The sequence below is a fragment of the Aeromonas fluvialis genome, assembly GCF_000819885.1.
Classification (GTDB): Bacteria; Pseudomonadota; Gammaproteobacteria; order Enterobacterales; family Aeromonadaceae; genus Aeromonas; species Aeromonas fluvialis.
Window position 1 is genome coordinate 1 of sequence record NZ_CDBO01000053.1, and the last position, 25,935, is coordinate 25,935.

26 protein-coding genes and 1 other RNA gene are annotated in these 25,935 nt (G+C 59.0%); 20 read left to right on the forward strand and 7 right to left on the reverse strand.

What is annotated here, in order from left to right; all coding sequences use genetic code 11:
- Nucleotides 1-197: 197 nt before the first annotated feature.
- The 3 genes from degS to BN1125_RS11275 form a co-directional block, all read right to left on the reverse strand.
- Complete coding sequence (gene degS / locus BN1125_RS11265) at nt 198-1,322, reverse strand: outer membrane-stress sensor serine endopeptidase DegS (RefSeq protein ID WP_042012390.1); 1,125 nt, start codon at nt 1,320-1,322, stop codon at nt 198-200.
- Between the two features lie 109 nt (nt 1,323-1,431).
- On the reverse strand, nt 1,432-2,793 hold the full coding sequence (locus BN1125_RS11270; RefSeq protein ID WP_042012391.1) for a Do family serine endopeptidase: 1,362 nt from the start codon (nt 2,791-2,793) through the stop codon (nt 1,432-1,434).
- Nucleotides 2,794-2,874: 81 nt separating this feature from the next.
- A complete protein-coding gene (locus BN1125_RS11275) occupies nt 2,875-3,255 on the reverse strand; it encodes a Z-ring associated ZapG family protein (RefSeq protein ID WP_042012392.1) in 381 nt (126 codons plus the stop codon).
- A 140-nt stretch (nt 3,256-3,395) separates the two neighbouring features.
- Here BN1125_RS11275 and zapE point away from each other — a divergent pair, with 140 nt between their 5' ends.
- The 8 genes from zapE to BN1125_RS11315 all read left to right on the forward strand — a co-directional run bounded on the left by zapE (nt 3,396) and on the right by BN1125_RS11315 (nt 9,569).
- The gene (gene zapE / locus BN1125_RS11280; RefSeq protein ID WP_042012393.1) at nt 3,396-4,490 is read left to right on the forward strand and encodes a cell division protein ZapE; all 1,095 of its coding nucleotides are present in this window, start codon (nt 3,396-3,398) and stop codon (nt 4,488-4,490) included.
- Nucleotides 4,491-4,756: 266 nt separating this feature from the next.
- Nucleotides 4,757-5,185, forward strand: coding sequence for a 50S ribosomal protein L13 (gene rplM / locus BN1125_RS11285; protein WP_005336289.1), 429 nt, complete (start codon nt 4,757-4,759; stop codon nt 5,183-5,185).
- 15 nt (nt 5,186-5,200) lie between these two features.
- Entirely contained in the window at nt 5,201-5,593 is a 393-nt protein-coding gene (gene rpsI / locus BN1125_RS11290) for a 30S ribosomal protein S9 (protein ID WP_005336286.1), read from the forward strand.
- A gap of 295 nt (nt 5,594-5,888) precedes the next feature.
- Complete coding sequence (petA, locus tag BN1125_RS11295) at nt 5,889-6,479, forward strand: ubiquinol-cytochrome c reductase iron-sulfur subunit (RefSeq protein ID WP_042012394.1); 591 nt, start codon at nt 5,889-5,891, stop codon at nt 6,477-6,479.
- Between the two features lie 2 nt (nt 6,480-6,481).
- On the forward strand, nt 6,482-7,699 hold the full coding sequence (locus tag BN1125_RS11300; protein WP_042012395.1) for a cytochrome b: 1,218 nt from the start codon (nt 6,482-6,484) through the stop codon (nt 7,697-7,699).
- Complete coding sequence (locus BN1125_RS11305) at nt 7,696-8,430, forward strand: cytochrome c1 (protein ID WP_042012396.1); 735 nt, start codon at nt 7,696-7,698, stop codon at nt 8,428-8,430. The genes BN1125_RS11300 and BN1125_RS11305 overlap by 4 nt, the downstream gene beginning before the upstream one ends.
- 87 nt (nt 8,431-8,517) lie before the next feature.
- A complete protein-coding gene (gene sspA / locus BN1125_RS11310; protein ID WP_042012397.1) occupies nt 8,518-9,147 on the forward strand; it encodes a stringent starvation protein SspA in 630 nt (209 codons plus the stop codon).
- A complete protein-coding gene (locus BN1125_RS11315) occupies nt 9,144-9,569 on the forward strand; it encodes a ClpXP protease specificity-enhancing factor (RefSeq protein ID WP_041234002.1) in 426 nt (141 codons plus the stop codon). Before sspA ends, BN1125_RS11315 begins: the two co-directional genes overlap by 4 nt.
- A 42-nt stretch (nt 9,570-9,611) precedes the next feature.
- Here BN1125_RS11315 and dolP read toward each other — a convergent pair whose 3' ends face one another.
- From dolP to BN1125_RS11335, 4 genes are read right to left on the reverse strand one after another with little or no spacing between them, the layout of a single operon-like run.
- Nucleotides 9,612-10,190, reverse strand: a complete 579-nt coding sequence (gene dolP, locus BN1125_RS11320) for a division/outer membrane stress-associated lipid-binding lipoprotein (protein ID WP_042012398.1) — start codon at nt 10,188-10,190, stop codon at nt 9,612-9,614.
- Nucleotides 10,191-10,194: 4 nt separating this feature from the next.
- Nucleotides 10,195-10,785: a D-sedoheptulose-7-phosphate isomerase gene (locus BN1125_RS11325; protein ID WP_042012399.1), complete on the reverse strand. Its 591-nt coding sequence runs from the start codon at nt 10,783-10,785 to the stop codon at nt 10,195-10,197.
- A gap of 9 nt (nt 10,786-10,794) precedes the next feature.
- Nucleotides 10,795-11,166 (reverse strand): YraN family protein, encoded by a 372-nt coding sequence (locus BN1125_RS11330; protein WP_042012400.1) that lies wholly within the window; start codon nt 11,164-11,166, stop codon nt 10,795-10,797.
- The gene (locus BN1125_RS11335; protein ID WP_042012401.1) at nt 11,108-12,895 is read right to left on the reverse strand and encodes a penicillin-binding protein activator; all 1,788 of its coding nucleotides are present in this window, start codon (nt 12,893-12,895) and stop codon (nt 11,108-11,110) included. Before BN1125_RS11335 ends, BN1125_RS11330 begins: the two co-directional genes overlap by 59 nt.
- Before the next feature lie 199 nt (nt 12,896-13,094).
- On the opposite strand from BN1125_RS11335, the gene rsmI reads away from it, so the two are divergent.
- The 12 genes from rsmI (at nt 13,095) to murG (ending at nt 25,825) form a co-directional block, all read left to right on the forward strand.
- A complete protein-coding gene (gene rsmI, locus BN1125_RS11340) occupies nt 13,095-13,928 on the forward strand; it encodes a 16S rRNA (cytidine(1402)-2'-O)-methyltransferase (RefSeq protein ID WP_042012402.1) in 834 nt (277 codons plus the stop codon).
- Between the two features lie 167 nt (nt 13,929-14,095).
- Nucleotides 14,096-14,482: RNase P RNA component class A (gene rnpB, locus BN1125_RS18155), an RNA gene on the forward strand.
- A 441-nt stretch (nt 14,483-14,923) separates the two neighbouring features.
- Complete coding sequence (mraZ, locus tag BN1125_RS11345; protein WP_013723406.1) at nt 14,924-15,382, forward strand: division/cell wall cluster transcriptional repressor MraZ; 459 nt, start codon at nt 14,924-14,926, stop codon at nt 15,380-15,382.
- Nucleotides 15,383-16,321, forward strand: a complete 939-nt coding sequence (gene rsmH / locus BN1125_RS11350) for a 16S rRNA (cytosine(1402)-N(4))-methyltransferase RsmH (protein WP_042012403.1) — start codon at nt 15,383-15,385, stop codon at nt 16,319-16,321.
- 3 nt (nt 16,322-16,324) lie between these two features.
- Nucleotides 16,325-16,639, forward strand: coding sequence for a cell division protein FtsL (gene ftsL / locus BN1125_RS11355; RefSeq protein WP_042012404.1), 315 nt, complete (start codon nt 16,325-16,327; stop codon nt 16,637-16,639).
- On the forward strand, nt 16,636-18,390 hold the full coding sequence (locus BN1125_RS11360) for a penicillin-binding transpeptidase domain-containing protein (protein WP_042012405.1): 1,755 nt from the start codon (nt 16,636-16,638) through the stop codon (nt 18,388-18,390). The genes ftsL and BN1125_RS11360 overlap by 4 nt, the downstream gene beginning before the upstream one ends.
- On the forward strand, nt 18,323-19,855 hold the full coding sequence (gene murE / locus BN1125_RS11365) for a UDP-N-acetylmuramoyl-L-alanyl-D-glutamate--2,6-diaminopimelate ligase (protein WP_042012406.1): 1,533 nt from the start codon (nt 18,323-18,325) through the stop codon (nt 19,853-19,855). Before BN1125_RS11360 ends, murE begins: the two co-directional genes overlap by 68 nt.
- Complete coding sequence (locus tag BN1125_RS11370; protein ID WP_042012407.1) at nt 19,852-21,207, forward strand: UDP-N-acetylmuramoyl-tripeptide--D-alanyl-D-alanine ligase; 1,356 nt, start codon at nt 19,852-19,854, stop codon at nt 21,205-21,207. Before murE ends, BN1125_RS11370 begins: the two co-directional genes overlap by 4 nt.
- Nucleotides 21,201-22,283: a phospho-N-acetylmuramoyl-pentapeptide-transferase gene (mraY, locus tag BN1125_RS11375; protein ID WP_042012408.1), complete on the forward strand. Its 1,083-nt coding sequence runs from the start codon at nt 21,201-21,203 to the stop codon at nt 22,281-22,283. The genes BN1125_RS11370 and mraY overlap by 7 nt, the downstream gene beginning before the upstream one ends.
- 4 nt (nt 22,284-22,287) lie before the next feature.
- Nucleotides 22,288-23,571: a UDP-N-acetylmuramoyl-L-alanine--D-glutamate ligase gene (gene murD / locus BN1125_RS11380; protein WP_042012409.1), complete on the forward strand. Its 1,284-nt coding sequence runs from the start codon at nt 22,288-22,290 to the stop codon at nt 23,569-23,571.
- On the forward strand, nt 23,568-24,749 hold the full coding sequence (gene ftsW, locus BN1125_RS11385) for a cell division protein FtsW (RefSeq protein WP_042012410.1): 1,182 nt from the start codon (nt 23,568-23,570) through the stop codon (nt 24,747-24,749). The genes murD and ftsW overlap by 4 nt, the downstream gene beginning before the upstream one ends.
- The gene (murG, locus tag BN1125_RS11390; RefSeq protein WP_042012411.1) at nt 24,749-25,825 is read left to right on the forward strand and encodes an undecaprenyldiphospho-muramoylpentapeptide beta-N-acetylglucosaminyltransferase; all 1,077 of its coding nucleotides are present in this window, start codon (nt 24,749-24,751) and stop codon (nt 25,823-25,825) included. The genes ftsW and murG overlap by 1 nt, the downstream gene beginning before the upstream one ends.
- Nucleotides 25,826-25,935: the final 110 nt, after the last annotated feature.

The window sequence follows — 25,935 nt, forward strand, 5'->3', positions numbered from 1 at the left end:
ATTAGGTGCGGAATGTCGGGTTCAGGTAGAGAAAAAACACCTCGGCAGGAGTTTTTGAGGCCTGTGTGATGTGATCGGTTGCGTATTTATCGAGGAGGTGTGGCGGGATCTGTGTCGATGAAACCTATGAGTATCAAGGGGCGTGGCGGGTGATGTGGAAAAGGGCGATTCCCCGCAATGATGATGGGAGCATTGCCCTAGCCGGGAGTTGCGGCTTTCGCACTTGCCCCCCGCTTCTGATAGCGCAGGTCCTCTTCGATGGTGACCACGACGTCCAGCGGCTTGCCGGAGCGGAATACCGAGATGGTCAGCTTGGTGCCAGGGCGGCTCTCGACAATCTTGTCCATGGCACTTCGTACACCGCTGATGGCTTCTCCGTTGATCTTGAGCAGCACATCCCCTCGCTGCAGACCGCCTTTGGTCGCCGGGCCATTGGGATCCAGACTCTCAACCACCAGGCCACGCAGGTCGCCGAGGTTCATCATCCGCGCGACAGTCGGATTGATCTCGACGCTGGAGATCCCGAGGTAGCCACGGATCACCCTGCCGTTGGCGATCAGCTCGTCCATGATCCGTTTTGCCAGCCGGTAGGGGATGGCGAAGCTGATACCGTAGCTCTCCTGACTGCTGTTGAGGTGATAGGTGGCGGTGTTGATACCCACCAGATCGCCACGGCCGTTGACCAGCGCGCCACCCGAGTTGCCTTCGTTGATGGCGGCATCGGTCTGCAGCAGATCCTGACGGCCATTGCTGTCGGGCCCCATGCTGGAGAGGCCGGTGCGACCGGTGGCGCTGATGATGCCCTGGGTGATGGTCTGGCCGACGTTGTAGGGATTGCCGATGGCGAGCACCACATCCCCCACTTCTGGCAGTCGTTCCGGATCCTGCGGGATCACCGGTAGGTTGTCCGACTCGATATAGAGCACGGCGAGGTCGGTGAGTTGATCGGTACCGACCAGCTCGGCGCTGAAAACCCGGCCATCCTGCAGTGCGACGATGATCTGGTCGGCATCGGCGATGACGTGATAATTGGTCAGCACATAGCCGCGCTGGTTCATGATGACGCCGGAGCCCAGCCCTTGCGGGCGCAGCTCCCCTTGATTGCCCTGATTGGGGGCAAAGCTGCGGGTGTAGATATTGACGACGGCAGGGCCTGCCCGATGGGCGGCATAGGAGAAACTCAGTTCACGGGCATTGGTGATGATGCCGGGCAGTTCGGCACCACCGCGAAAATGGGGAAACAGCAGCAACAGCAGTGCCGCGACGGTCAAACCGAAACCGACAGACTTGCCCAAGTAACTGACTAAAGGGGGGATTTTCATGTCATTCTCATCCGTACAGGCTGCGCGCAGAGAATAACACTATCGATGGATAAAAATCACCCGCGGTGAAGGCCGCGGGTGATTGCAGGAGTGGCGAACTACCGACGTGTTAGCGGATCACCAGATAGAGCGAGGAGTCACCGCGCTGGATGTTGAGCGCCAGCACGTCAGGCTTGTTCTTGAGCGCTTTGGTCAGCTCGCCCAGGCTGTTGATGCGCAGGCGGTTGACCCCGATGATGATGTCACCCTTCTGCAGGCCGGACGCGGCTGCCGGAGAGCGGGGATCAATGTCCGCTACCGCGACGCCGGAGACCGGGTCGGTAGTGGTACTCAGCTTGGCCCCTTCCAGTGCCGGATGCAGCGCGCTGGCGCGCACTTCGCTGTCATCAGCTTGCTTCAGGGTTACCTTGGCCGTCTGTGACTTGCCATCGCGGATCAGTCCCAGCTCGACCTGCTTGTCGGCACCCATGGTGGCGATCTTGGCACGCAGCTCGCCGAAGGAGCGAACCGGCTTGCCATCGATGCTGACGATGATATCACCCGCCTTGATGCCCGCCTTGTCGGCCGCCGAACCAGGCATGACCTGATTGACGAAGGCGCCATCCTTCTTGTTGTAGCCGAAGGTTTTGGCGATGTCGGAGGTGAGCTCGGTGCCGGTAATGCCGAGCTGGCCGCGACGCACTTCACCGTATTTGACGATCTGCTCGGTCAGATCCCGCACCATATTGGAGGGAATGGCAAAGCCGATGCCGATGTTGCCGCCGTTCGGGCCCAGAATCGCGGTGTTGATACCGATCAGCTCACCACGCAGGTTGAGTAGGGCGCCGCCTGAGTTACCGGAGTTGATGGCCGCATCGGTCTGGATGAAGTTCTCTAGATTCTCGATATTGAGGCCGCTGCGGCCCAGGGCGCTGACGATACCTGATGTGACGGTCTGACCCAGGCCAAAGGGGTTGCCGATGGCCAGTGCATAGTCACCCACCCGCAGCTCATCGGAGTCGGCGAACTTGATCTGCACCAGATCCTCGGCCTTGATTTGCAGCAGGGCGATGTCGGACTGCTTGTCTTCACCGATCTTCTTGGCCGCGTACTCACGACCATCCTTCAGGTTGACTTTGATCTCGTCCGCCTCGTGGACCACGTGAGCGTTGGTGATCACGTAACCCTTCTTGGCGTCGACGATGACACCGGAGCCTAGCGCCTGGAATGGCTGCTCGCTCACCTGTTCATCGGGCATGTTGGGGCCGAAGAAAAACTTGAATTGTTCCGGCAGACGCTGACGGGTAATTTTTTTGCCAGAAACCGAGATATTGACCACCGCCGGGGTGACCTGTTCGAGAATAGGCGCCAGGCTTGGCATCTCCTGATTTGCGCCTACCAGGGAAGGCAGTGCAGCCTGAGCAGGGGCCGCAGACATGGCGATACCAACACTGAGGGCTAGCACACTGAGTATGGAAAGAGGTTTACGCATATGAAAAACAGCTCCCAGAAAAAGTTGCAATGCAATCCTCAAGGTCAGACCACGGGACTGGCCAATTAGTTCCGCGAGGAACTAGTTTGGTTGCTTGAGCAGTCCGGAAGAGGCGCCAGCATAGTCGCGAGGCGGAACGCCAGGCTCTTCTGCCACATTGGCTGGGGCTTCTTCTACCAATGACTCGCGGAACAGTGGTTCCTGCGCCTTGGCCAGGAATTTGCTTTGCTCGGCCATGTGGCGATAGAGGGTCTGATACTGCTCGGCCAGTTGCTCCATCAGCGCGGCACTGTCAGCGAAGTGGGTGTTGATCTGGCCCTGATAACTTTCGAGCTCCTTGTGGGCCTTTTTCAGTTCCTGTTCCAGACGGCCGGCATCGCGGCTACGCACCGAAAAACGGCCGATAACGATACCGATAATCAAGGCCGCGACAGCCAGCAGGATCCCAGTTAACAGACTCATAGATGCTCCTTGTTACAGCTAAAACAGTGTGGGTTTATGGGGGTGTCACAACCGCCATGCCTTGATGGCACTATACCGTGCGTCCCGAGGCCGTGATACCATTTTGTCCTCGATTCAGGGACTTGGAGAAGCGCTCAAGGATGACACCGCAGCAAAAATATCAGCAGGATCTGCTGCGCCCCGGTTTTGTGGCTGACCCTGCGCAGGGGATGGCCATTAGCCGGCTGGAGCGACTGTATCAGGATTTGCTACGGCGCCCGACTCCGACCAGATCTCGAGGGCTGCTGGGCTGGCTGCAAAAGCCCAAGGCGCCGGAGCCCGTCCAGGGCATCTATATGTGGGGCGGAGTGGGCCGAGGCAAGACCTGGCTGATGGATACTTTTTTCGACAGCCTGCCGGGGACGCGCAAGATGCGCAGCCATTTCCACCGTTTCATGCACCGCATTCACGATGAACTGCAGGGGCTGAGCGGACAACCCGATCCGCTCAAGCTGGTGGCCAGCAAGCTTGCCAGCGAGACAGACATCATCTGTTTCGATGAATTTTTTGTCTCCGACATCACCGACGCCATGTTACTGGGCACATTGTTCCAGGAGCTGTTTGGTCACGGCGTCGTGCTGGTCGCCACTTCAAATATTCCGCCGCAGGAGCTTTATCGAAACGGGCTGCAGCGAGCCCGTTTTCTGCCTGCTATCGAGCTTATCGAGCGCCATTGTGAGGTACTTAACGTGGATGGCGGTATCGACTATCGCCTGCGTACGCTGGAACAAGCGGAGATTTATCACTGCCCGCTGGATTTGCAGGCAAAAGCCAATCTTGACCACTATTTTCAGCAATTAACCGGTGGGCACACGGCGTGCGAGGGGACGTTCGAGGTCAATCATCGTCAGCTGACGTCGCTGGGAATGGGGGAAGGGGTGCTCTATATGGAATTTGAGCAACTTTGCTGTACTCCTCGCTCCCAGAACGACTATATCGAACTGGCCAGGCTGTTCCATACCGTCCTGCTGGCCAATGTGCAGTCAATGGGCACAGGCACGGATGATGCGGCTCGCCGCTTTATTGCCATGGTTGACGAATTCTATGAACGACACGTCAAGCTCATCATGTCGGCGGCGGTGCCCATGCAGGAACTCTACGGTGAAGGGCTGCTGAATTTCGAATTCAAACGCTGTCTTTCGCGGCTTCAGGAGATGCAATCGCACGAATACCTTGCCAGAGTGCACCTTCCTTAGTCACAATACCGCGCCTGCCAGTCGGATGGGCATCTGCGGCAGGTAGGGCCGGGCGACATTTGCTGGTTTCATGGCAGTGAAATTAGCAGGTGATATTTAAGGCAACTTCACTTATAATCGCCCGGCCCACGTTACAGCTGTCGATAAGACAGCAACACTTTAAGCTTTACTTGTATTCGAAGGGGTACAGGTAGGCCATCGTTTGTTGTTTGTGGGAGAGCCCCCATAAGCAATTGGGTCTGTAACAGGTAATTGGGTTTAACTTAATGAAAACTTTCGTTGCCAAGCCAGAAACCGTAAAACGTGACTGGTACATTGTGGACGCAGAAGGTAAAACTCTGGGTCGTATCGCAACCGAGATCGCTGCTCGTCTGCGTGGTAAGCACAAAGCTGAATACACTCCGCACGTTGACACCGGTGATTACATCATCGTTGTAAACGCTGAGAAGGTACACGTAACCGGTAAGAAATTTACCGACAAAATGTACCACGCTCACTCCGGTTTCCCGGGTGGTATCAAGTCAATCAGCTTCGACAAGCTGATTCAGCGTAAACCGGAAATGGTAATCGAAGCAGCCGTCAAAGGCATGCTGCCGAAAGGTCCTCTGGGCCGTGCCATGTTCCGTAAACTGAAAGTTTACGCAGGCGCCGAGCATGCTCATGCTGCTCAGCAACCTCAAGTACTGGATATCTAATCGGGAACTGGCAACATGGCAGAAAATCAATACTACGGTACCGGCCGTCGCAAAAGCTCCACTGCTCGCGTATTTATCAAAGCGGGTAGCGGCAAGATCGTAATCAACCAGCGCTCCCTGGAGCAGTACTTCGGCCGTCCGACTGCCCGCATGGTAGTTCGTCAGCCGCTGGAACTGGTTGAGATGACCGAGAAACTGGACCTGTACATCACCGTTAACGGTGGTGGCATCTCCGGTCAAGCTGGTGCGATCCGCCACGGTATTACTCGTGCTCTCATGCAGTACGACGAAACCCTGCGTTCCGAACTGCGTAAAGCTGGCTTTGTTACTCGCGATGCCCGTAAGGTTGAGCGTAAGAAAGTCGGTCTGCACAAAGCTCGTAAGCGTCCGCAGTACTCCAAGCGTTAATTCGCTTTTGGTACTCACTCTTTCGAGTGTCAAAAAAGCCTGGCAACTGCCAGGCTTTTTTTATTGGTAATATTACCGACATCAATGCTAACCACACGTCACAAAAGACAAAAAATTGTTTCTTTATTGTTTTCATTGCTCACCGCTCTTTCTTGTCAAGTTGTTATCTTTTCTTTAAAATTTCCCCTGTTTTCTGTGGCAATTGTAAATCCAGCTTCCGCCGCTGTTGTCACGGGAAAAATGGGGAACAGGGACACTATAAGAATGCGCGGAGTCCACATGGGAGAGTTTTTGGATGAGCAATGCGCCAGTTGATACCGGTCGCCGCAGATTTCTTACCTGGTCAACGGTTGCCGTTGGTGGGGTAGGAGCTGCGTTTACCGCAGTGCCGTTTATAAAGTCATGGAATCCGAGCGCCAAGGCCAAAGCAGCCGGTGCGCCGGTTGAAGTCGATATCAGCAAGTTGGAACCGGGTCAGCTCATCCGTGTCGAGTGGCGAGGCAAGCCGGTCTGGGTGGTGAAACGCACCAAACAGACGCTGGATGCCCTGGCCGCGCATGATGACAAGCTGCGGGATCCCTCATCTGACGAGCCGCAGCAGCCTGACTATGCCCATAACGGGTACAGATCGATCAAGCCCGAGATTTTTGTCGCGGTCGGTATTTGCACCCACCTCGGGTGTTCACCTTCCTATCTGCCTGACAGCTTTGGCGAGCAGGTGCAGGGCGTCACGTCCGGCTTTTTCTGCCCGTGCCACGGCTCCAAGTTCGACATGGCCGGCCGTGTGTTCCAGGGGGTGCCTGCACCGCTGAACTTGGTCATTCCGCCCTATCAATTCATTAATGACACCACCATCCTGGTCGGTGCCGATGGCAAGGAGGCCTGACCATGTTGAGTAAACTGATGGGCTGGATCGATTATCGATTCCCGCTCACGGCCATGTACAACGACCACATGGCCAAGTATCCGGCACCGAAGAACCTGAACTTCTGGTACTTCTTCGGCTCGCTGGCGATGCTGGTGCTGGTCAACCAAATTATTACCGGTATCTGGCTGACCATGAACTACAACCCCTCTGCGGAAGGTGCGTTTGCCTCCGTGGAATACATCATGCGCGATGTGGAGTACGGCTGGCTGCTGCGTTACATGCACTCCACCGGCGCCTCGGCGTTCTTCGTGGTGGTCTACCTGCACATGTTTCGCGGCATGATCTATGGCTCTTACCAGAAGCCCCGTGAACTGTTGTGGATCTTCGGCATGCTGATCTTCCTGGTGCTGATGGCCGAAGCCTTCATGGGTTATCTGCTGCCCTGGGGTCAAATGTCATTCTGGGGGGCTCAGGTCATCATCTCGCTGTTTGGCGCCATTCCGGTCATCGGTGACGACCTGACCCTGTGGATCCGTGGTGACTACGTCATTTCCGGTGCGACCCTGAACCGCTTCTTCGCGCTGCACGTCATCGCGTTGCCGCTGGTGCTGGTGATGCTGGTTGCCATGCACATTCTGGCGCTGCATGAGGTGGGATCCAACAACCCGGATGGCATCGATATCAAGAAGCACAAGGACGAGAAAGGCTGGCCGCTGGATGCGGTGGCATTCCACCCCTACTTCACCGTCAAGGACATGATAGGTGTCGCTGGCTTCCTGTTCTTTTTCTGTGCCATCATCTTCTTCAAGCCGGATATGTGGGGCTATTTCCTCGAGAAGCCGAATTTTGAAGTGGCTAACGGCCTGAAAACTCCTGCTCACATCGCGCCTGTGTGGTACTTCACCCCCTTCTATGCGATTCTGCGCGCCGTACCTGACAAGCTGCTTGGTGTCATCATGATGGGCCTCTCCATCCTGGTGCTGTTCCTGCTGCCCTGGCTGGATCGCTGCAAGGTACGTTCGGTACGCTATCGCAGCAAGCTGCACAAGCTGAACATCGCCCAGTTCGTGGTCTGTTTCATCATCCTGGGGGTGCTGGGTGTGCTGCCGTCGACGCCGACTCTGACACTGGTTGCCCAGATCTGTACCTTGGGTTATTTCGGGTTCTTTGTCCTGCTGTTCTTCTATAGCAAGAATGAAAGTACCAAGCCGCTGCCAGAGAGGGTGACGTTTAAATGAAAAAAATACTATTAGCAGTGTTGGCTCTGCTACCCGGTCTGGTCTCGGCGGCTGGCACCAGTGTGCCCCTCGACAAGGCCAACTATGACCTGAGCGACAAGGCCTCCTTGCAGCGTGGTGCCGCAACCTTCATGAACTACTGCGCCGGTTGCCACTCTACCCAGTACCAACGTTATAACCGGGTAGCGGCAGACCTGGAGATCCCAGAGGATCTGATGAAGGAGAATCTCATCTTCACCGGGGCCAAGGTTGGCGATCTGATGAAGATCGCCATGTCCGAGAAGGATGCCGCCAAGTGGTTCGGGGCACCTCCACCGGATCTGACGCTGGTAGCAAGGGTGCGTGGGGCGGACTGGATCTACACCTACCTGCGCTCTTTCTACGTGGATGAGACTCGTCCATTCGGGGTGAACAACACCGTATTCCCGTCCGTGGGCATGCCTCACGTGCTGGAACCGTTGCAGGGAACCCCCCGCGCCGAGTTCGCGACTCACAAGGTCGATGGGGTCGATATCCAGCAGGTTGTCAGGATCAAATCTGATGGTAATGGTGAAATGGATGACGAAGAGTATGATCAGACTGTGCTTGATCTGGTAAACTTCTTGGTCTACTCGGCTGAACCGGTACAACAGGAGCGTGAACGCATGGGCTTCTGGGTACTTGGTTTCATCGCGATCTTCTTCATCTTCACTGTGCTGTTGAAGAAGGAATTCTGGCGCGACGTTCACTAAGCGACCAGATACGGGTAATATAATGCACGGCAATGAAGATCAAGATGCTTCATTGCCGTTTCTGCTTTTTTATGACGGGAGGGTTCAATGGCTGTAGCTGCCAATAAGCGTTCGGTAATGACGCTGTTTTCCGGTGCCAACGATATGTTCAGCCATCAGGTGCGTATTGTCCTGGCGGAGAAGGGTGTTAGCGTGGATATCTGCCAGGTTGACCCAGCCAATTTGCCGGATGAGCTGGCCGAGCTGAACCCCTACAACTCTGTGCCGACCCTGGTCGATCGCGAGCTGGCACTCTACACCTCACGCATCATCATGGAGTATCTGGACGAGCGCTTCCCGCATCCGCCCCTGATGCCTGTTTACCCGGTAGCCCGTGGTAACAGCCGTCTGATGATGCACCGCATCGAGCTGGACTGGTACTCCCTGGCCGACAAGATCATGGCTGGTACCGATGCTGAAGCGGCACGCAACGAACTGCGTGACAACCTGCTGGCCATCGCGCCGATCTTCGGTGAAATGCCCTATTTCATGAGCGAAGAGTTCGGTCTGGTGGATTGCTACATGGCCCCGCTGCTGTGGCGTCTGCCAAGCCTGGGCATCGACCTGACCGGTCGTGGTGCCAAAGAGCTGAAGGCCTACATGGTTCGTCTGTTCGAGCGTGAGTCCTTCCAGGCTTCCCTGACCGAGGCCGAGCGCGAGATCCGTTCTGGCGTATGAGTATGGAACCGACAATGACACCGAGCCGCCCGTACTTATTGCGGGCGTTCTTTGACTGGCTGCTGGACAACGATCTGACCCCTCATCTGGTGGTCAACGTCAACATTCCCCATGTGATGGTGCCAATGCAATTTGCCCAGGATGGTCAGATTGTATTGAACATTGCGCCTCGTGCCGTGATGCAATTTCACATGGATAATGAAGCCATCAGCTTCAGTGCCCGCTTTGGCGGGGTCTCCCAGCAGGTCTACATCCCGATGGCGGCTGTACTGGCCATTCATGCCCGGGAAAACGGCGTGGGGACACTGTTCCCGCCCGAGCCGGGTTACGATATCTGGCTGGAGCAGGCCGAAGCGCCGGTGGAGCCAGAGCCGGAACCACCGCGTCCGAGCGGTCGTCCTACCCTGAAAGTCATCAAATAAAAAACGCAGCCAATCGGCTGCGTTTTTCATATCCGTTGCTTGTCAGTTCTGGGCGTATTCGAACGCCTTGATAACACGCTTCACACCGCTAACGTGGCGGGCGATGTTGACCGCCTGTTCCCCTTCCTGGCGAGTCACCAAACCAATCAGGAACACCTCGCTGTTCTCGGTGACCACCTTGACCTTGGTGCTGTCGAAGTTCTTGGTGCCGAACATGTCGGCTTTCACCTTGGAGGTGATCCAGGAGTCATTACTGCGGGTGGTGATGCTGGCCGGCTGGCCGAGGCGCAATTCGTTGTAGACGTGGCGGACTCCCGCGATGCGACTGACTATTTTGCCCGCCTCAATCTTGTAAACGTCAGACGGTGTCTGGCCAACCAGCAGAACGCGGCCATTGTTGCTATAGACGCTGATCTTGCTGGCTGCGCTGAGCGGTTTGTTGTCGGCCAGCAGATTGGCCGCTTTCAGTTCGATGGTCTGGTCATCCCACTGCGCACCCAGCGTTCGGCGATCGCCAGAGGCCTTGGCAGTTCCTGCTGCGCCGCCAACGACCACGGCTGCGCAGCCTTGCAGCAGCAGGGTGCTCACCAGCAGACTGAGCAGAATAGTGTGCTTTTTCATGGTTTCAATCTTCCTGTTGCGGGAAAAGTGTCTGGTCGATGAGATCACACAGGCAGTGCAGGGTCAACAGGTTCACCTCCAGAATGCGAGGCCGACGGGCGGAGGGAACACGGATCTCCACATCATTTGGGCCAAGCAGACCAGCCATTTCACCGCCGTCCCCGCCGCTCAGCACCACTATGGTCATGTCGCGGGAGAGGGCTGCCTCGGCGGCCTTGATCAGGCTGCGGCTGTGGCCGGAGGTGGTGATGACCACCAGAATGTCGCCAGCCTGGCCCAGCGCACGGATCTGCTTGGCATAGACCTCTTCGAAACCGTGATCGGTGGCGATGGCGCTGATGGTCGCCATGTCCGGGGTCAGGGCCATGCCAGGCAGGGAGGGGCGCTGGGTCTCGTAGCAGTTGACCAGCTCGGAGATGAACAGTTGTGCCAGTGCTGCAGAAGGACCGTTACCGCATGCCAGCACCTTGTGGCCATTGAGCAGGCAGATGGTGATCATCTGGGCTGCAGTATGGATGGCATCCGGCAGCGCCTCGGCGGCGGCTATCTTGGTCTGGATGCTTTCGGTGTAGTTCTCTTTGATGCGGTCAGTCATAGGGTCCTCTTAAAATGCGTTCTGGATCCAGCTTGGCTGGTCGCCTTCGAACGCAATCACATCGAATCGACAGGCCTGATTGGCCTCGTTGATGGCATGTTGCTTCAAATAGTGGCGCGCTGCCAGCATGATCTTGTGCTGTTTGCTGCGGGTGACCGAGCTGGCGGCCCCGCCATGGCTGCCGGCGGCCCGGTAGCGAACCTCAACAAACACCAGGGTCTGGCCCTGGTGCATGATGAGATCGATTTCACCGCCACGACAGCGGTAGTTGCGAGCTACCGGTTGCAGGCCACGAGCCTGCAACCAGCGTTCAGCGACCTGTTCAAAGTGCTGTCCCTTGCTCGTGGGTGAGGGGAACAGGCTCGGTAACTGCTGGCGCATCCGTTTCCATAGTTCCTTCATTGGAGGGCTCCTCCAGCTGCTGAACGGCGTTCTCATCGACCAGTTTGCCGTTCTGGTAAGTACCCCAGCTCAGCATCCGCACGATATTGCCCTGGGCATCCACGCTCAGCTGGCCGCTCATGCCGGCCTGCTGCATGCCGCCCACCTTGCGCATCTGCTGCAGGTTTTCGGCCAGGCTGACGGCATCGTAGCCCATGGCAAACAGCCGCAGCAGGTCACCCTGGGTCTGCGGCCAGAGCAGGGCAATCTGTTCGCGCTGTTTTTCGTAACCACCGAGCAGCAGCGGCATATCGGCGATATGCATGCCGTTGAGTTCGGAGGTAACCTCGGTGGCGGCGCTGTCGTAGCCACGGGAGCCGGTGTAGATGGGCAGGCTGCCCATCGGATTGACCGAGACATCCACGTAGGGTTTGATCATTCGGGTTTCCAGGCTGTTGGCCACCACATAAACGGCATCAATGCTGCGCGGTGCGGCATCAGAGAGTTGCACCACTTCACCAGCACGGGCGGTAGAGCGGCCGCTCAGGGCATTCTTGACCATTCCCTGCACTTCGTTGCGAGCACCGAAAGTGGCAACGACCGGCTTGTCCTGGCTCAGTGTGGCCCAGCTCTGCTCGAATGCCTTGATGCTGGCGTAGCCGATCCGCCCCTGGGCGGCGATCAGCAGTGGTTTGCGATAGCCCTGGGCATAGAGGTACTGGGCCGCCTGCGCGGCATCGGCAGCGGCAGAGAGGGAGAAGTAGTAGGTAGTGTCATTGACGGTCGGCTTGTCCAGCTCGTTGAGCGCCAGCACGGGCACGCTCGGATTGGCCTTGAGCAGCTCCTCGACCCGGTCTTTCAGCAGCGGGCCGATGATCATGTCCGCCCCTTCCTGAATCGCCTGCTTGTAAAGCTCGCTGGTCGATTTGATCTGGGTGTCGTAGAAGTTCAGGGTAAATTGCCCCTGATTCTCCTTGTAAGACAACAGCATGCCGTTGCGGATGGCGGCACCCTGCGGCTCCAGATTACCGGAGAGAGGAAGCAGCACTGCAATCTGGTGCACTACGGTGCTGGCCGTGGCAGCCAGATCGCCCAGTCCTGCCGGCATATCCTGTTGGGCCGGATGGTTGGGGAAGTCGCGCTTCCAGCCTGCCAACTGACGGGCCAGCAGGTTTGGCTGGGCACCAAACTCGTTGACCAGTGCCGCCAGTCGCAACCAGCCGGTAGTCACATCAGGGGCCGGTGCCTCTTCCAGAGCCTGCAGGGTGGAGGGGGTCATGCTTTTGAGCAACGACCAGATTTGCTGATGGTTGGTCGCCTGCTCGCTCTGATTGAGGTAGGGCTCCAGTGCAATCAACGACTTGGCGGCGCCAAACTTGTTGTTGATGTCGAGCTGCAGCACCACGCGCTGGCGATACCAATCCTTCTGGGTATCGGCATCTAGCACCACCTCGGGTTTGCCCTCCAGCAGGATCAGCGCCTGATTGGCGTGGCCTTGTGCCAGCAAAAGATGGGCTTGCAGCAGTTGCAGCTGTGCCTTCTGGGCGGGGTCTTTGGCCTGCTTCTGCAATTGCTGGAACAGTGCCGAGGCCGGTTTGGCCTGGCCCAGCGCCAGATAGCTGCGTGCCGCCAGCATCTGCCAGGTAAAGGCCTCGGCCGGCTTGGCGGGGTCCACCTGCTCAAGATACCACTGGGCATTCTTGGTCAGATTGGAGAACGCTGAGGGCATGCCTGACTGCCCTGACGGTTGATGGGGCTCCGACGCACAGGCGGCGAGCAGTACTGCCGCGAGTATGATGCCGAAGAGTCGTGATACACTTAGCTGCTTTGTAACCCGGTTCAAGTTCATTCCCCGACCAGTGTTGAAGTTCCCCATAGTGTAAACGGGCCAATATGGCGACACAATTGTCGGGGCACTCGGAGATCCCATGAGTGACATCCCAACCCTGTATATAGTCCCCACTCCGATCGGCAATCTGGCGGACATCACCCAGCGTGCATTGGACATTTTACGCAGTGTCGATCTGGTGGCAGCCGAAGATACCCGTCATACCGGTATCCTGCTCAGCCACTACCAAATCTCGGTGCCGACCTTCGCCCTGCACGATCACAACGAGCAGCAGAAGGCCGATGTATTGATCGGCCGGATCAAAGAGGGCAAGAGTGTTGCGCTGGTCTCCGATGCCGGCACCCCGCTTATTAGCGACCCCGGTTATCACTTGGTCACCCGCTGTCGTGAAGCCGGGGTCAAGGTGGTGCCGCTGCCCGGCCCTTGTGCCGCCATCACCGCCTTGAGCGCGGCCGGTCTGCCCACTGATCGATTTGCCTTTGAAGGCTTCCTGCCCGCCAAGAGCAAGGGTCGCGATGATCGTCTGCAAGCCGTTATCGAAGACACCCGCTCGCTGGTGTTCTACGAATCGCCGCGTCGGGTACAGGATACAGTGGAAGCAATTGCTCGCATTCTTGGCGAGCGTCAGGTGGTGGTGTGCCGTGAGCTGACCAAGACCTTCGAGTCGATCCACGGTCTGCCAGCGTCCGAAATGCTGACCTGGCTTGGCGAGGATGACAACCGCTGCCGCGGCGAGATCGTGCTGGTCGTGGCTGGCGCCTCCAAGGAAGAAGAGGATCTGCCAGCCGAGGCGATCCGCACCCTGGGGTTGCTGGTCGCCGAGCTGCCGCTGAAAAAAGCCGCCGCGCTGACCGCCGAGATCCACGGTGTGAAGAAGAACGCCCTCTACAAATATGGCCTTGAGCACCATTAAGTCGTGTGAACGGGCCTGCTGGCTGATTTCTAACCGGTGCAAATCAGCGTGCTAGCAAACTTAGGCTACCAAGTCAGGGTTGAGGTGCGATAGAAGCACGATAAATGGCTGTAAACGGGAATTGCCGGTTTACCCCGTGCGTATCGCAAGGCTATAATCCGCGCCTCGGAGTTGGCTGGGCAATCGCTGCTTCGTCGTTGTGTCCCTCGGGACAGACGGGCGGAGGGGAGGAAAGTCCGGGCTTCATAGGGCAGGGTGCCAGGTAACGCCTGGGGGGCGTGAGCCTACGACCAGTGCAACAGAGAGCAGACCGCCGATGGCCCGCAAGGGATCAGGTAAGGGTGAAAGGGTGCGGTAAGAGCGCACCGCGCGACTGGCAACAGTTCGTGGCACGGTAAACTCCACCCGAAGCAAGACCAAATAGGCCCCTATTGGCGCGGCCCGCGTTGGGGGCGGGTAGGTTGCTTGAGCCAGCGAGCGATTGCTGGCCTAGAGGAATGATTGCTACCCGGGGCAACCCGGTACAGAACCCGGCTTACAGGCCGACTCCGACCTTATTCCGAAGAGCCCTGCGATTTATCGCGGGGCTCTTTTTCATGCATGGGAAATATGGCTTCGTTAGTAGGATATTTTTGGTCTTGTCATTTCTAATGAAATTATATGTTTTAAATCAATCGAGTAGTTTCGTATTTAGCGCGATGACAGCGATAGATGGTGATAGGACACAGGATGGTTGTTCGCACCCGCATATTGTGCGTGTTCTCAGTTCATTCATTTATTTCAATTAATCGCCAGAGTTTAACGCCAAATAACTCTTGGAAAATCAACCCACTCAATCCGCGGTATGCAATTGCTGCGTCAATATGTTCCCTCTGCCCCATCTCCTTGCTTGAAAAGCCCCCTGCACGTCCTTAAACTCCATGGTGGGTAAAAGTGGATCAAAGTGGTTTTTAGAGGGGCAATCTACCTGCTCACTCACCTTCAGGGACTGTAATTTGTTGCGTGGTGCTCACGCCATCAGCCTGGACAGTAAAGGGCGGTTGGCAATTCCTACCAAATTCCGTGACTGGCTGCGTGACGAAAGCGACGGCCAGCTGGTTTGCACCATCGATATTGCCCATCCTTGTCTGCTGCTTTATCCCCTGAACGAATGGGAAGAGGTCGAGCGCAAGCTCAAGACCCTCTCCAGCATGAATCCGCAAGAGCGCCGTCTGCAGCGACTGCTGCTGGGTCATGCAACCGAATGCGAGCTGGATGGCAATGGCCGTCTGTTGCTCAGTCAGCCACTGCGCAACCATGCTGGGCTGGACAAGAAGATCATGTTGGTGGGCCAGCTCAACAAATTCGAGCTGTGGGATGAAGCCCGCTGGCAACAACAGGTCAATGACGACATCTTGGGTCTGCCCGGGGACGATTGGGCAAGCTCACCACGACTACAGGATTTCTCTTTATAAATGACCCAAGCCGCTGAACACATCACAGTGCTGCTGCACGAAGCCGTTGAAGGTCTGGCCATTAAGCCGGACGGTGTCTACGTCGACGGTACGTTTGGCCGGGGTGGTCACTCGCGCCTTATCCTGCAGCATCTTGGCCCCAATGGCCGGTTGATCGCCATCGATCGCGATCCACAGGCGATCGCCGAAGCCGCCAAGATCCAGGATCCCCGCTTCGAGATCGTCCATGGCCCCTTCTCCGGCATCACTCGCTATCTGAGCGAACGCGGTTTGCTTGGCAAGGTGGACGGTTTTCTGCTCGATCTGGGGGTCTCTTCACCTCAGTTGGACGATGCCGAGCGTGGTTTCAGCTTTATGAAAGACGGTCCGCTTGACATGCGGATGGACCCCTCCACTGGCCAGAGCGCCGCCGAGTGGCTTGCCAAGGCCGATGTGGATGACATTGCCTGGGTGCTGAAGACCTTCGGCGAGGAGCGCTTTGCCAAGAAGATCGCCCGCGCCATCGTTCATGACAGGGTGACCGAGCCTTATGTCCGTACCCGTCAGCTGGCTGAGATGATTGCCCGGGTCAATCCGAGCAAGGAGAAGGGCAAGCATGCGGCAACTCGCAGCTTCCAGGCCATCCGCATCTACATCAACAGCGAGCTGGACGAGATCGAAACCGCGTTGAACGGCGCGCTGGAGGTACTGGCGCCCCACGGCCGTCTGTCGGTGATCAGCTTCCACTCGCTGGAGGACCGGCTGGTGAAGCATTTCATTCGCAAGCACGAGAAGGGGCCGGAAGTGCCCTACGGCATTCCATTGACCGAGGCCCAGCTGGCTGGGGGGCGCAAATTGAAGTCGGTCGGCAAGGCGCTCAAGCCTTCTGATCATGAGGTCTCTGAAAACACCCGCTCGCGCAGCTCGGTGCTGCGGGTCGCCGAACGGCTGGCGGAGTAAGTGATGAGCGAGGTACGTGTCCACCTGGCAAAGGAGATCGCGGCGGATCTCTGGCGGCACAAGCTGCAGATTTTTCTGTCGGTTGCCGTGCTGGTGACCGCGTTTGCCGTGATCCTGGTAACCAACATGACCCGTGGTCTCACCGCCAAACAGAATGACCTGATGGCGGAAGAGGATCGCCTCAATATCGAATGGCGCCACCTTTTGCTGGAGCAGGGTACGCTGGCGGAGCACTCCCGGGTCGCCACACTGGCCATGGACAAGTTGCAGATGGGTCGTCCGCTGGTGACCACCGAGAAGGTAATTACCCAACCATGAAACGCAAGGCTACAGCCAAATCTGCCAAAGCGACCGTCAAAGCGCCATCGATCTATCCGTGGCGCTTTCGCACGCTTGCGGTGTTTATCGGCATCGCGTTTGTGGGTCTGATCCTGCGTCTGGCCTGGATCCAGGTGATCAACCCGGATCGTTTGCGTCAGGAGGGGGACATGCGCTCCCTGCGTACCACCTCCACCCAGGCGGTGCGCGGCATGATCACCGACCGCAATGGTGAGCAGCTGGCGGTGTCGGTGCCGGTCGAGGCGGTATGGGCCGATCCCAAGACGGTGCACGAGTCCGGCGCTATCCACAATGAGCGGGCCTGGATGGCGCTTTCTGCTGTCCTCAAAATTGACATCAATACCCTCAAGCACCGCATCGCCAACCCCAACAAGCGCTTCGTCTATCTGCAGCGTCAGGTGACTCCCGCTGTGGCGGAATATATCAAGGGACTCAAGCTTGGGGGCATCTATCTGCGCCCCGAGGCGCGCCGCTTCTATCCGACCGGCGAGATTAGTGCCCATCTGGTTGGGGTGACCAACATAGATGGCAGCGGGATCGAAGGGATTGAGCGCAGCTACAACGAGTGGCTGACGGCGACGCCGGGCGAGATGCGGGTGCGCAAGGATCGCCAGGGGCGGGTGATTGAGCGTCTTGGCATCGTCAAGGAGGGCAAGAACGCCAACGATCTGCAGCTCAGCATCGATCAGCGGGTACAGGCGCTGGCTTACCGTGCGCTCAAGCGGGCCACCGACGAGAACAAGGCGACCTCCGGCTCCATGGTGATGCTGGACATCAAGACCGGCGAAGTGCTCGCCATGGTCAATACCCCCTCCTATAACCCGAACAACCGTGGCCAGTACCAGAGTTTCCGGGTGCGCAACCGGGTGGTGACCGATACCTACGAGCCGGGTTCTACCGTCAAGCCGCTGATCCTGTTGAGCGGTTTGCAGGCGGGTGTCACCAGCTGGAAAGACTTTATCCCGGGTGGACCACTCTTTATCGGCGCCAAGCAGATCAAGGACGTCAGCATCCACAAGGCGACCAATCTCTACGACATACTGCGTTACTCCTCCAATATCGGCATGTCGCGCATCGCACTGCGGATGCCGGCGCAGGAGATGATCAACACCCTCAGCATGTTCGGTTTCGGCATGGATACCGGCAGCGGGCTGATGGGTGAGAGCAGCGGCATGCTGCCCCAGCGTCGCCGCTGGTCCGATATCGAGCGGGCAACCCTCTCGTTCGGTTATGGTCTGCGGGTGACCCCGCTGCAGCTGGCCTCCGCCTATGCCACCCTGGCCAACAAGGGCAAGCGGGTGCCGCTCTCCATCGTCAAGGTGACTGCGCCGCCCAAGGGTGAGCAGGTGATTGACCACAACAACGCCTCTGCCATGTTGCAGGCACTGGAGTATGTGGTCGACAACGCCATTCCAAAAGCCAAGATCCCGGGCTATCGGGTCGGTGGCAAGAGTGGTACTGCCAAGGTCGCCGTCGCCGGTGGCTATGGCAAGGATTACATGGCCTGGTTTGCCGGTTTTGCCCCGGCCAGCGATCCCCGTTTCGTCATGGTGGTAGTGATCAACGAACCAAAAGGCAAGGCCTATTATGGCGGCGCCGTGGCGACGCCACCGTTTGCCGAGGCCATGGGCGGGGTGCTGCAGCTATTCAATATTCGTCCCGATGCGGTACCCCCTGCGGTGCCCACCAAACTTGCCCGTACGGAGGCTTCCATTGTCCCGCGCACTTGATGTATTACTGCGCCCCTTCGGCATTACGGCGCCGGCGCTCCCCCTGACCGATATCCAGCTGGATAGTCGGCGGGTCGGCCCCGGCTCGCTCTTTGTGGCTATTCGTGGTCATCAGGTGGATGGCAGACGCTTCATCGAACAGGCGGTGGCTCAGGGAGCGACCGCTGTTGTGTTTGAGGAGGATGGTGAATTTGTTGCGCCATCGACCCCGGTTCCCTGTATCGGGATGCGGGATCTACCCGCTCACCTCTCTGCGCTTTCCGGCTATTTCTACGATCAGCCAGCCAGCAAACTCGCACTGGTGGGGATCACCGGCACCAACGGCAAGAGCACCACGGCACTGCTGGTCGCCAACTGGCGCACCCTGCTGGGTGGCAAGGCCGGGGTGATGGGCACCATCGGCAACGGCCTGTTTGGCAATCTGATCGAAGCGGAAAACACCACCGGCAGCGCCGTGCAGGTGCAAGCCAATCTGGCTGCGCTGCAAGAGCAGGGGGCGGATCTGGTGGCGATGGAAGTCTCCAGCCATGGTCTGGTGCAGCACCGTGTCGCGGCTCTGCCGTTTGCCACCGCCGTATTCACCAATCTGAGCCGGGATCACCTCGATTATCACGGCACCATGGAAGCCTATGGCGCGGCCAAAGAGCAGTTGCTGCAGCTGGTCGATGAGTCGAATGCGGTGATCAACCGTGATGACGAGTTGGGTGCCAAGTGGGTCGAAAAATACCCGGCAGCGGTGGCCTTCAGTGTGGATGGCCCGATTGAACACCATTCTGGTCGTCAATTAACGGCGCAGCAGCTCGATTTTCACCAGCAAGGTTTTCGCGCGCAGATTAACTCCAGCTGGGGGAATGGTGTATTATCCGCCCCCTTGCTCGGGCGCTTCAACGTCAGCAATGTGCTGGCCGCGATGGGTGTGATGCTGGTGCTCGGTTACGACTTCAACGAGCTGCTGGCGACAGCGCCTCAATTGCAGCCGGTGACCGGCCGCATGGAGTGTTTTGGTGGTGGCGATACGCCGCTGGCGGTGGTCGATTACGCCCACACCCCGGATGCACTGGAGAAGGCATTGCAGGCCCTGCGGGTGCATTGCACCGGCCAGCTCTGGTGCCTGGTCGGTTGTGGTGGCGACCGCGATCGCGGCAAACGCCCCATGATGGCCGCCATGGCCGAGCACTATGCGGATCGCGTGATCCTGACCGACGACAATCCCCGTACCGAGGAGCCGGCCCGGATCATGGCCGACATGGTGGCGGGTCTTCGCGATCCTGCTGCGGTGCAGGTGGAGCACGACCGGGTCAAGGCGATTGCGCTGGCCATCGGTCAGGCGAGCAAACAGGACATCATCCTGGTGGCCGGTAAGGGCCATGAGGATTATCAGATCATTGGAACCGACAAGCGGCACTACAGCGACCGGGAAACCGTCGCGGCCGCCTTGCACACATTATTGGAGTCATTCAAATGATGACCCTCAGGCTTGCCGAGCTGGCGCAGGTACTCGATGCCCGTCTGATTGGTGACGACGGTGAGATCACCGTCGTCAGTACCGACACCCGCACTCTGGGCGCGGGTGCCTTGTTCGTTGCCCTGCGCGGCGAGCGCTTCGATGCCCACGATTTTTGCGAGCAGGCCGTTCAGGCAGGGGCCTCTGCCCTGCTGGTCGAGCGTGAGCTGCCGCTGGCCATTCCCCAACTGGTGGTAGCCGACAGCCTCAAGGGGCTGGGCCGCCTCGGCAAACTGGTGCGCGAGCGGATCAACCCGAAAGTGCTGGCCATTACCGGCAGCTGCGGCAAGACCACGGTGAAGGAGATGGCAACCGCCATCCTGCGCAACGAAGGGGAAGTGCTGGCCACCGCTGGCAACTTCAACAACGAAGTGGGCGTGCCGCTCACCCTGCTGCGCCTCGAACCGCAACACCGGTTTGCGGTGATGGAGCTGGGGGCCAACCATCCGGGCGAAATCGCCTGGACTACTTCACTGGCCAAACCCGATGCCGCCATTATCAACAACGTGGCTGCGGCCCATCTGGAGGGCTTCGGCTCGCTGGAAGGGGTGTTCCACGCCAAGAGCGAAATCTTTGAGGGCTTGAGCGAAGGCGGCACCGCCATCGTCAACGCCGACAACGAATTCTGGCCGAAGTGGCGGGAACGCGGCATTCAGTGCGCCTTCTCCATCGAAGATCAGAGCCAGCCGTTCCACGCGCGCAACGTTGTGCTCAATGAGCGAGGCTGCGCCGAGTTCGTGATGGTGACCCCGCAGGGCGAGCTGAGCCTGACTCTGGCGATCCCGGGTCGCCACAACGTGGCCAATGCGTTGGCTGCTGCCGCGGGCTGTCTGGCCCTTGGCGCATCCCTCGACTCCGTCAAGGTGGGGCTGGAGCAGATGGCACCGGTCAAGGGACGCTTCTGCGTGCAGCGCTGGGGTGGTCTGACTCTGGTGGATGATACCTACAATGCCAGTGTGGAATCCGTGCTGGCGGGCATCGATGCCCTGACCGCCATGGGCGGCTTCAAGGTGCTGGTGTTCGGTGATATGCGGGAACTGGGTGACGAGTCTGCCGAGCAACACGCCCGGGTAGGTTGTCATGCTCGCGAGTGCGGTCTGGATGCCGTGCTGACAGTGGGGGAAGAGAGTCGTCATACCGCAGATGCCGCGGCTGGCCGACATTTCGATAACAAGGCATCGTTGTTTGAAGTGCTTGCGCAAATGATAAATACACATCAGGAAGTGTCGATTCTGGTCAAGGGTGCCCGTGGCTCCCGCATGGAAGATATCGTCGAGATGGTCAAAGACCGTCAGGAGTCTGCTCCATGCTAGTCTGGCTGGCTGAACTGCTCACCCCGCACTTCACCTTCTTCAACGTCTTCTCCTATCTGACGTTTCGCGCCATCCTGTCGATCATCACCGGACTGGGGGTTGCCCTCTGGATGGGGCCGCGGCTGATCCGCCGCCTGCAGATCCTGAAATTCGGTCAGGTGATCCGCAACGACGGTCCCGAATCGCACCTCAGCAAGCGTGGCACCCCGACCATGGGCGGCCTGATGATCATCGCGGCCATCTTCATCTCTGTGCTGCTCTGGTGCCGTCTCGACAACCCTTATGTCTGGCTGGTGCTGTTCGTGCTGGGTGCCTACGGCGCCATCGGCTTTGCCGACGACTACCTCAAGGTGGTGCGCAAGAATACCGACGGCCTGATCGCCCGCTGGAAGTACTTCTGGCAGTCTGCGGTTGCGCTGGGTGTGGCCGTGTTCCTCTACGCCACAGCCACCCATGATGGCCAGACCCAGCTGGTGGTGCCCTTCCTCAAGGATGTGATGCCGCAGCTCGGTCTGATGTTTATCGTGCTGACCTACTTTGTCATCGTCGGTACCTCCAATGCGGTCAACCTGACCGATGGTCTGGATGGTCTGGCCATCATGCCGACCGTGATGGTGGCAGGGGGTTTCGCCTTCATCGCCTGGGCCACCGGCAACGTCAATTTCGCCAGCTACCTGCATATCCCCTATGTGCCTTATACCTCCGAGCTGGTGATCGTCTGTACCGCCATCGTCGGGGCGGGTCTGGGCTTTCTCTGGTTCAACACCTATCCGGCCCAGGTCTTTATGGGGGACGTCGGTTCCCTGGCGCTGGGCGGCGCGCTCGGCACCATCGCCGTGCTGGTGCGCCAGGAGTTTCTGCTGGTGATCATGGGGGGGGTCTTCGTGATGGAGACCGTCTCGGTGATCCTGCAGGTGGGCTCTTACAAGCTGCGCGGCGTGCGGATCTTCCGCATGGCGCCGATCCATCACCACTACGAGAAGAAGGGCTGGCCGGAGCCGCGCGTCATCGTGCGTTTCTGGATCATCACCCTCGTGCTGGTGCTGCTGGGTCTTGCCACCCTGAAGGTGAGGTAAGGCCATGGTCATCATCATCGGATTGGGCAAAACCGGGCTCTCCTGTGTCGATTACTTCCTCGGCCGTGGCGTGACGCCACTGGTGATGGATACCCGTGCCAACCCGCCCGGCAAGGATCAACTGCCGCCGGAAGTTGAGCTGATCCACGGGCTCGACGAGGCGCTGCTCAAGCAGGCGCACATGATTGTCGCGAGCCCGGGTATCGCGCTGGCGACCCCCGAACTGAAAGCGGCTGCCGAGTGTGGCGTGCAGATCGTCGGCGACATCGAGTTGTTCGTCCGCGAGACCGAGACGCCGGTCATCGCCATCACCGGCTCCAACGGCAAGAGCACCGTCACTACCCTGGTGGGCGAAATGATTGCCGAGGCCGGGCTCAAGGTCGGTGTCGGTGGCAACATTGGCACGCCTGCGCTGGCGTTGCTCAAGCAGCCGATGGATCTCTGCGTGCTGGAGCTCTCCAGCTTCCAGCTGGAAACTACTCACAGTTTGCGTGCTGCCGCCTCCGTGGTGCTGAACCTCTCCGAAGATCACATGGATCGCTATCAGGGCATGGCCGACTATCGCGCCGCCAAGATGGAGATCCATCAGCACTCCAAACACATTCTGGTCAATCGCGACGATGCCCAGACTTTGCCCGATGTGGGTCAGGTGTGGCAGAGCTTTGGCCTCGACAGCAATGGCTATGGCCGCTGCCTGCTGGATGGTCGCTACTGGTTGACGCTGCACGGCGAACCGCTGCTGGCGGTGGACGAGATGAAGATCGTCGGCTCCCACAATCAGGCCAACGCCCTTGCGGCCATGGCGCTGTGCGATGCGGTCGGCATTCCTCGTGCGGCTCAGCTTACCGTACTGCGTCGTTTCGAGGGCTTGCCCCATCGTGCCCGTTTCGTGCGTGAAGTGAACGGGGTACGCTGGATCAACGACTCCAAAGCCACCAACGTGGGAGCCACGCTGGCTGCCGTTGCCGGGGTGTGTGAGTCGGTCAAGGGGCGCCTGTTGCTGCTGGCCGGTGGTCAAGGCAAGGGGCAGGATTTTGGTCCAATCCAGGCGCTGCTGGGCAACCAGATCGATCACATGTACTGCTTCGGTCAGGATGCCGAGGTGCTGATGGCACTTGGCGAGCAGACCGAGCGGGTGGCCGATCTGGCCGCTGCTGTTGCCAGGGCGGCAGCCGATGCCAGACCCGGTGACTGGGTGTTGCTGGCGCCTGCCTGTGCCAGCCTCGATCAGTTCAAGTCGTTCGAGGTGCGTGGCGATCGCTTCACCGAGATGGTGATGGCGCTATGAACACCCTGCGCTCGGCTGCCGGACTGTTCCAACGCTGGTTGTTACCGGCGCGCCCCGCCGGTCTTTACGATCGGCAGCTGGTGCTGTTGGCCCTGTCGCTGATGGCGGTCGGGGTGGTGATCGTAGCCTCGGCGTCGATCCCCGAGGGGATCGCGCTGGGGGATGACCCCTTCATGTTTGTGAAGCGTCACGGGCTGTTTCTGGTGATGGCGCTCGGTATCTCCTGGTTTGTGTTGCAGGTGCCGATGGCGCGCTGGCAACAGTACAACGGCCCCATGCTGCTGCTGGCCATTGTGATGCTGGTGCTGGTACTGCTGGTGGGGCGCAACGTCAACGGTGCGGTGCGCTGGTTGCCGCTAGGTCCCTTCAACCTGCAGCCTGCCGAGTTTGGCAAGCTGGCGCTGTTCGTCTATCTGGCCGGTTATCTGGTACGGCGCCAGAGCGAGGTGCGCGAAGCCTGGATCGGCTTCCTCAAGCCGCTGGCGGTGTTCGGTGTGCTGGCCGTCTTGCTGCTGTTGCAGCCTGACCTGGGCTCCACCGTGGTGATGTTCGTCACCTCGTTCGGCATGCTGTTTCTGGCCGGTGCCCGCCTGGGGCAGTTTCTGACCCTGATTGGTGCGGGTCTGGGCTCTGTGGTGATGCTGATCATCGTCGAGCCTTATCGGATGCGACGGGTAACCTCCTTTATGGATCCCTGGGCCGATCCGTTCGGCAGTGGCTACCAGCTGACCCAGTCGCTGATGGCGTTTGGCCGTGGCAGCTGGTTTGGCGAAGGGCTTGGCAACTCCATTCAGAAGATGGAGTACCTGCCAGAGGCGCACACCGACTTCGTGTTTGCGATCCTCGGTGAAGAGCTGGGCTATGTCGGGGTACTGGGTGCCCTGTTCCTGATTTTTGCGCTGTCGATCAAGGCACTCAAGCTGGGTCATCGCGCTCTGGTGGCCGAGCGTCTCTATGACGGTTATCTGGCTATCGGTATCGGCATCTGGTTCAGTTTCCAGACTTTCGTCAACGTTGGCGCAGCCAGCGGCATGATGCCGACCAAGGGGTTGACTCTGCCGCTGGTCAGTTATGGTGGCTCCAGTCTCATCATCATGGCGGTGGCAGTGAGCATGTTGGTTCGAATCGATTTTGAGTTGCGTCAGGCGACTGCCCAGGCGCGGGTGCGGGAGGTTTAGTGAGCAAGACGCTGTTGGTGATGGCAGGTGGTACCGGGGGGCATGTCTTCCCCGGTTTGGCCGTGGCCGATCGACTGAAGGAGCAGGGCTGGCATGTCCACTGGCTGGGGACGGCGGACCGGATGGAGGCGGAGCTGGTGCCTGCTCACGGTTATCCCATCTCCTTTATCGATATTCAGGGGGTGCGTGGCAACGGCATCAAGCGACTGCTGGTGGCGCCCTATCGCATCGTCAAATCGATCCTGCAGGCGCGTCGTGTGCTCAAGACCATTCGCCCTGACGTGGTACTCGGTATGGGGGGCTTTGCCTCCGGTCCGGGGGGGGTGGCAGCCTGGCTTTCCGGCATTCCCTTATTGCTCCATGAGCAGAATGCCGCTGCCGGCATGACCAACAAGTTGCTGGCCAGAATTGCCAAGCGGGTGCTGATGGCATTTCCGGGCGCCTTCGCGCCGAGCCATCGCACCGCTGTGGTGGGCAATCCGGTGCGCCCCGAAGTGGTCGCCCTGCCGGATCCGCAGCTTCGCAGCGGAGCAGAGCCGCTGCATCTGCTGATCGTCGGTGGCAGCCTGGGGGCTCGGGTGCTCAACGAGCAGGTGCCCGCTGCGGTGGCGACGGCGGGTGTGCCTATCGAGGTGCGTCATCAGTGTGGCCAGGGCAATGCCGAGGTAGTGTCTGCTGCCTATGCCCAGCACGGCATCAATGCCGAGGTGAGTGAATTTATCAAGGATATGGCCGGCGCTTACGCCTGGGCCGATCTGGTCGTCTGCCGGGCGGGAGCCCTGACGGTATCCGAGGTGGCCGCCGCTGGGTTGGCCGCCATTTTCGTGCCGCTGCCCCATGCGGTGGATGATCATCAGACCCGTAACGCCCTGACGCTGGTCGACGGCGGTGCGGCCGAATTCCTGCCCCAGTCCGAGCTGAATACAACGTCACTGGCGGCGCGTCTGACCTGGCTGGCTGGCCGCAGAGAGACACTGTTTAACATGGCTCAGGCCGCTCGTCGCGTCGCCATTACCGATGCGGCCGAGCGGGTTGCCGATGAGTGCAAGCGGCTCGCCAGCGGGCGTGGCCAGTAACAAGGATCCGGGTGCACAGAATAGATGGTGCCCCATTAACCATTTGTAGATTGATGCCGCTGAATGCTGGGCCAACTGATGGCAGGTGACGAGCGACAGACTAAAGAGAC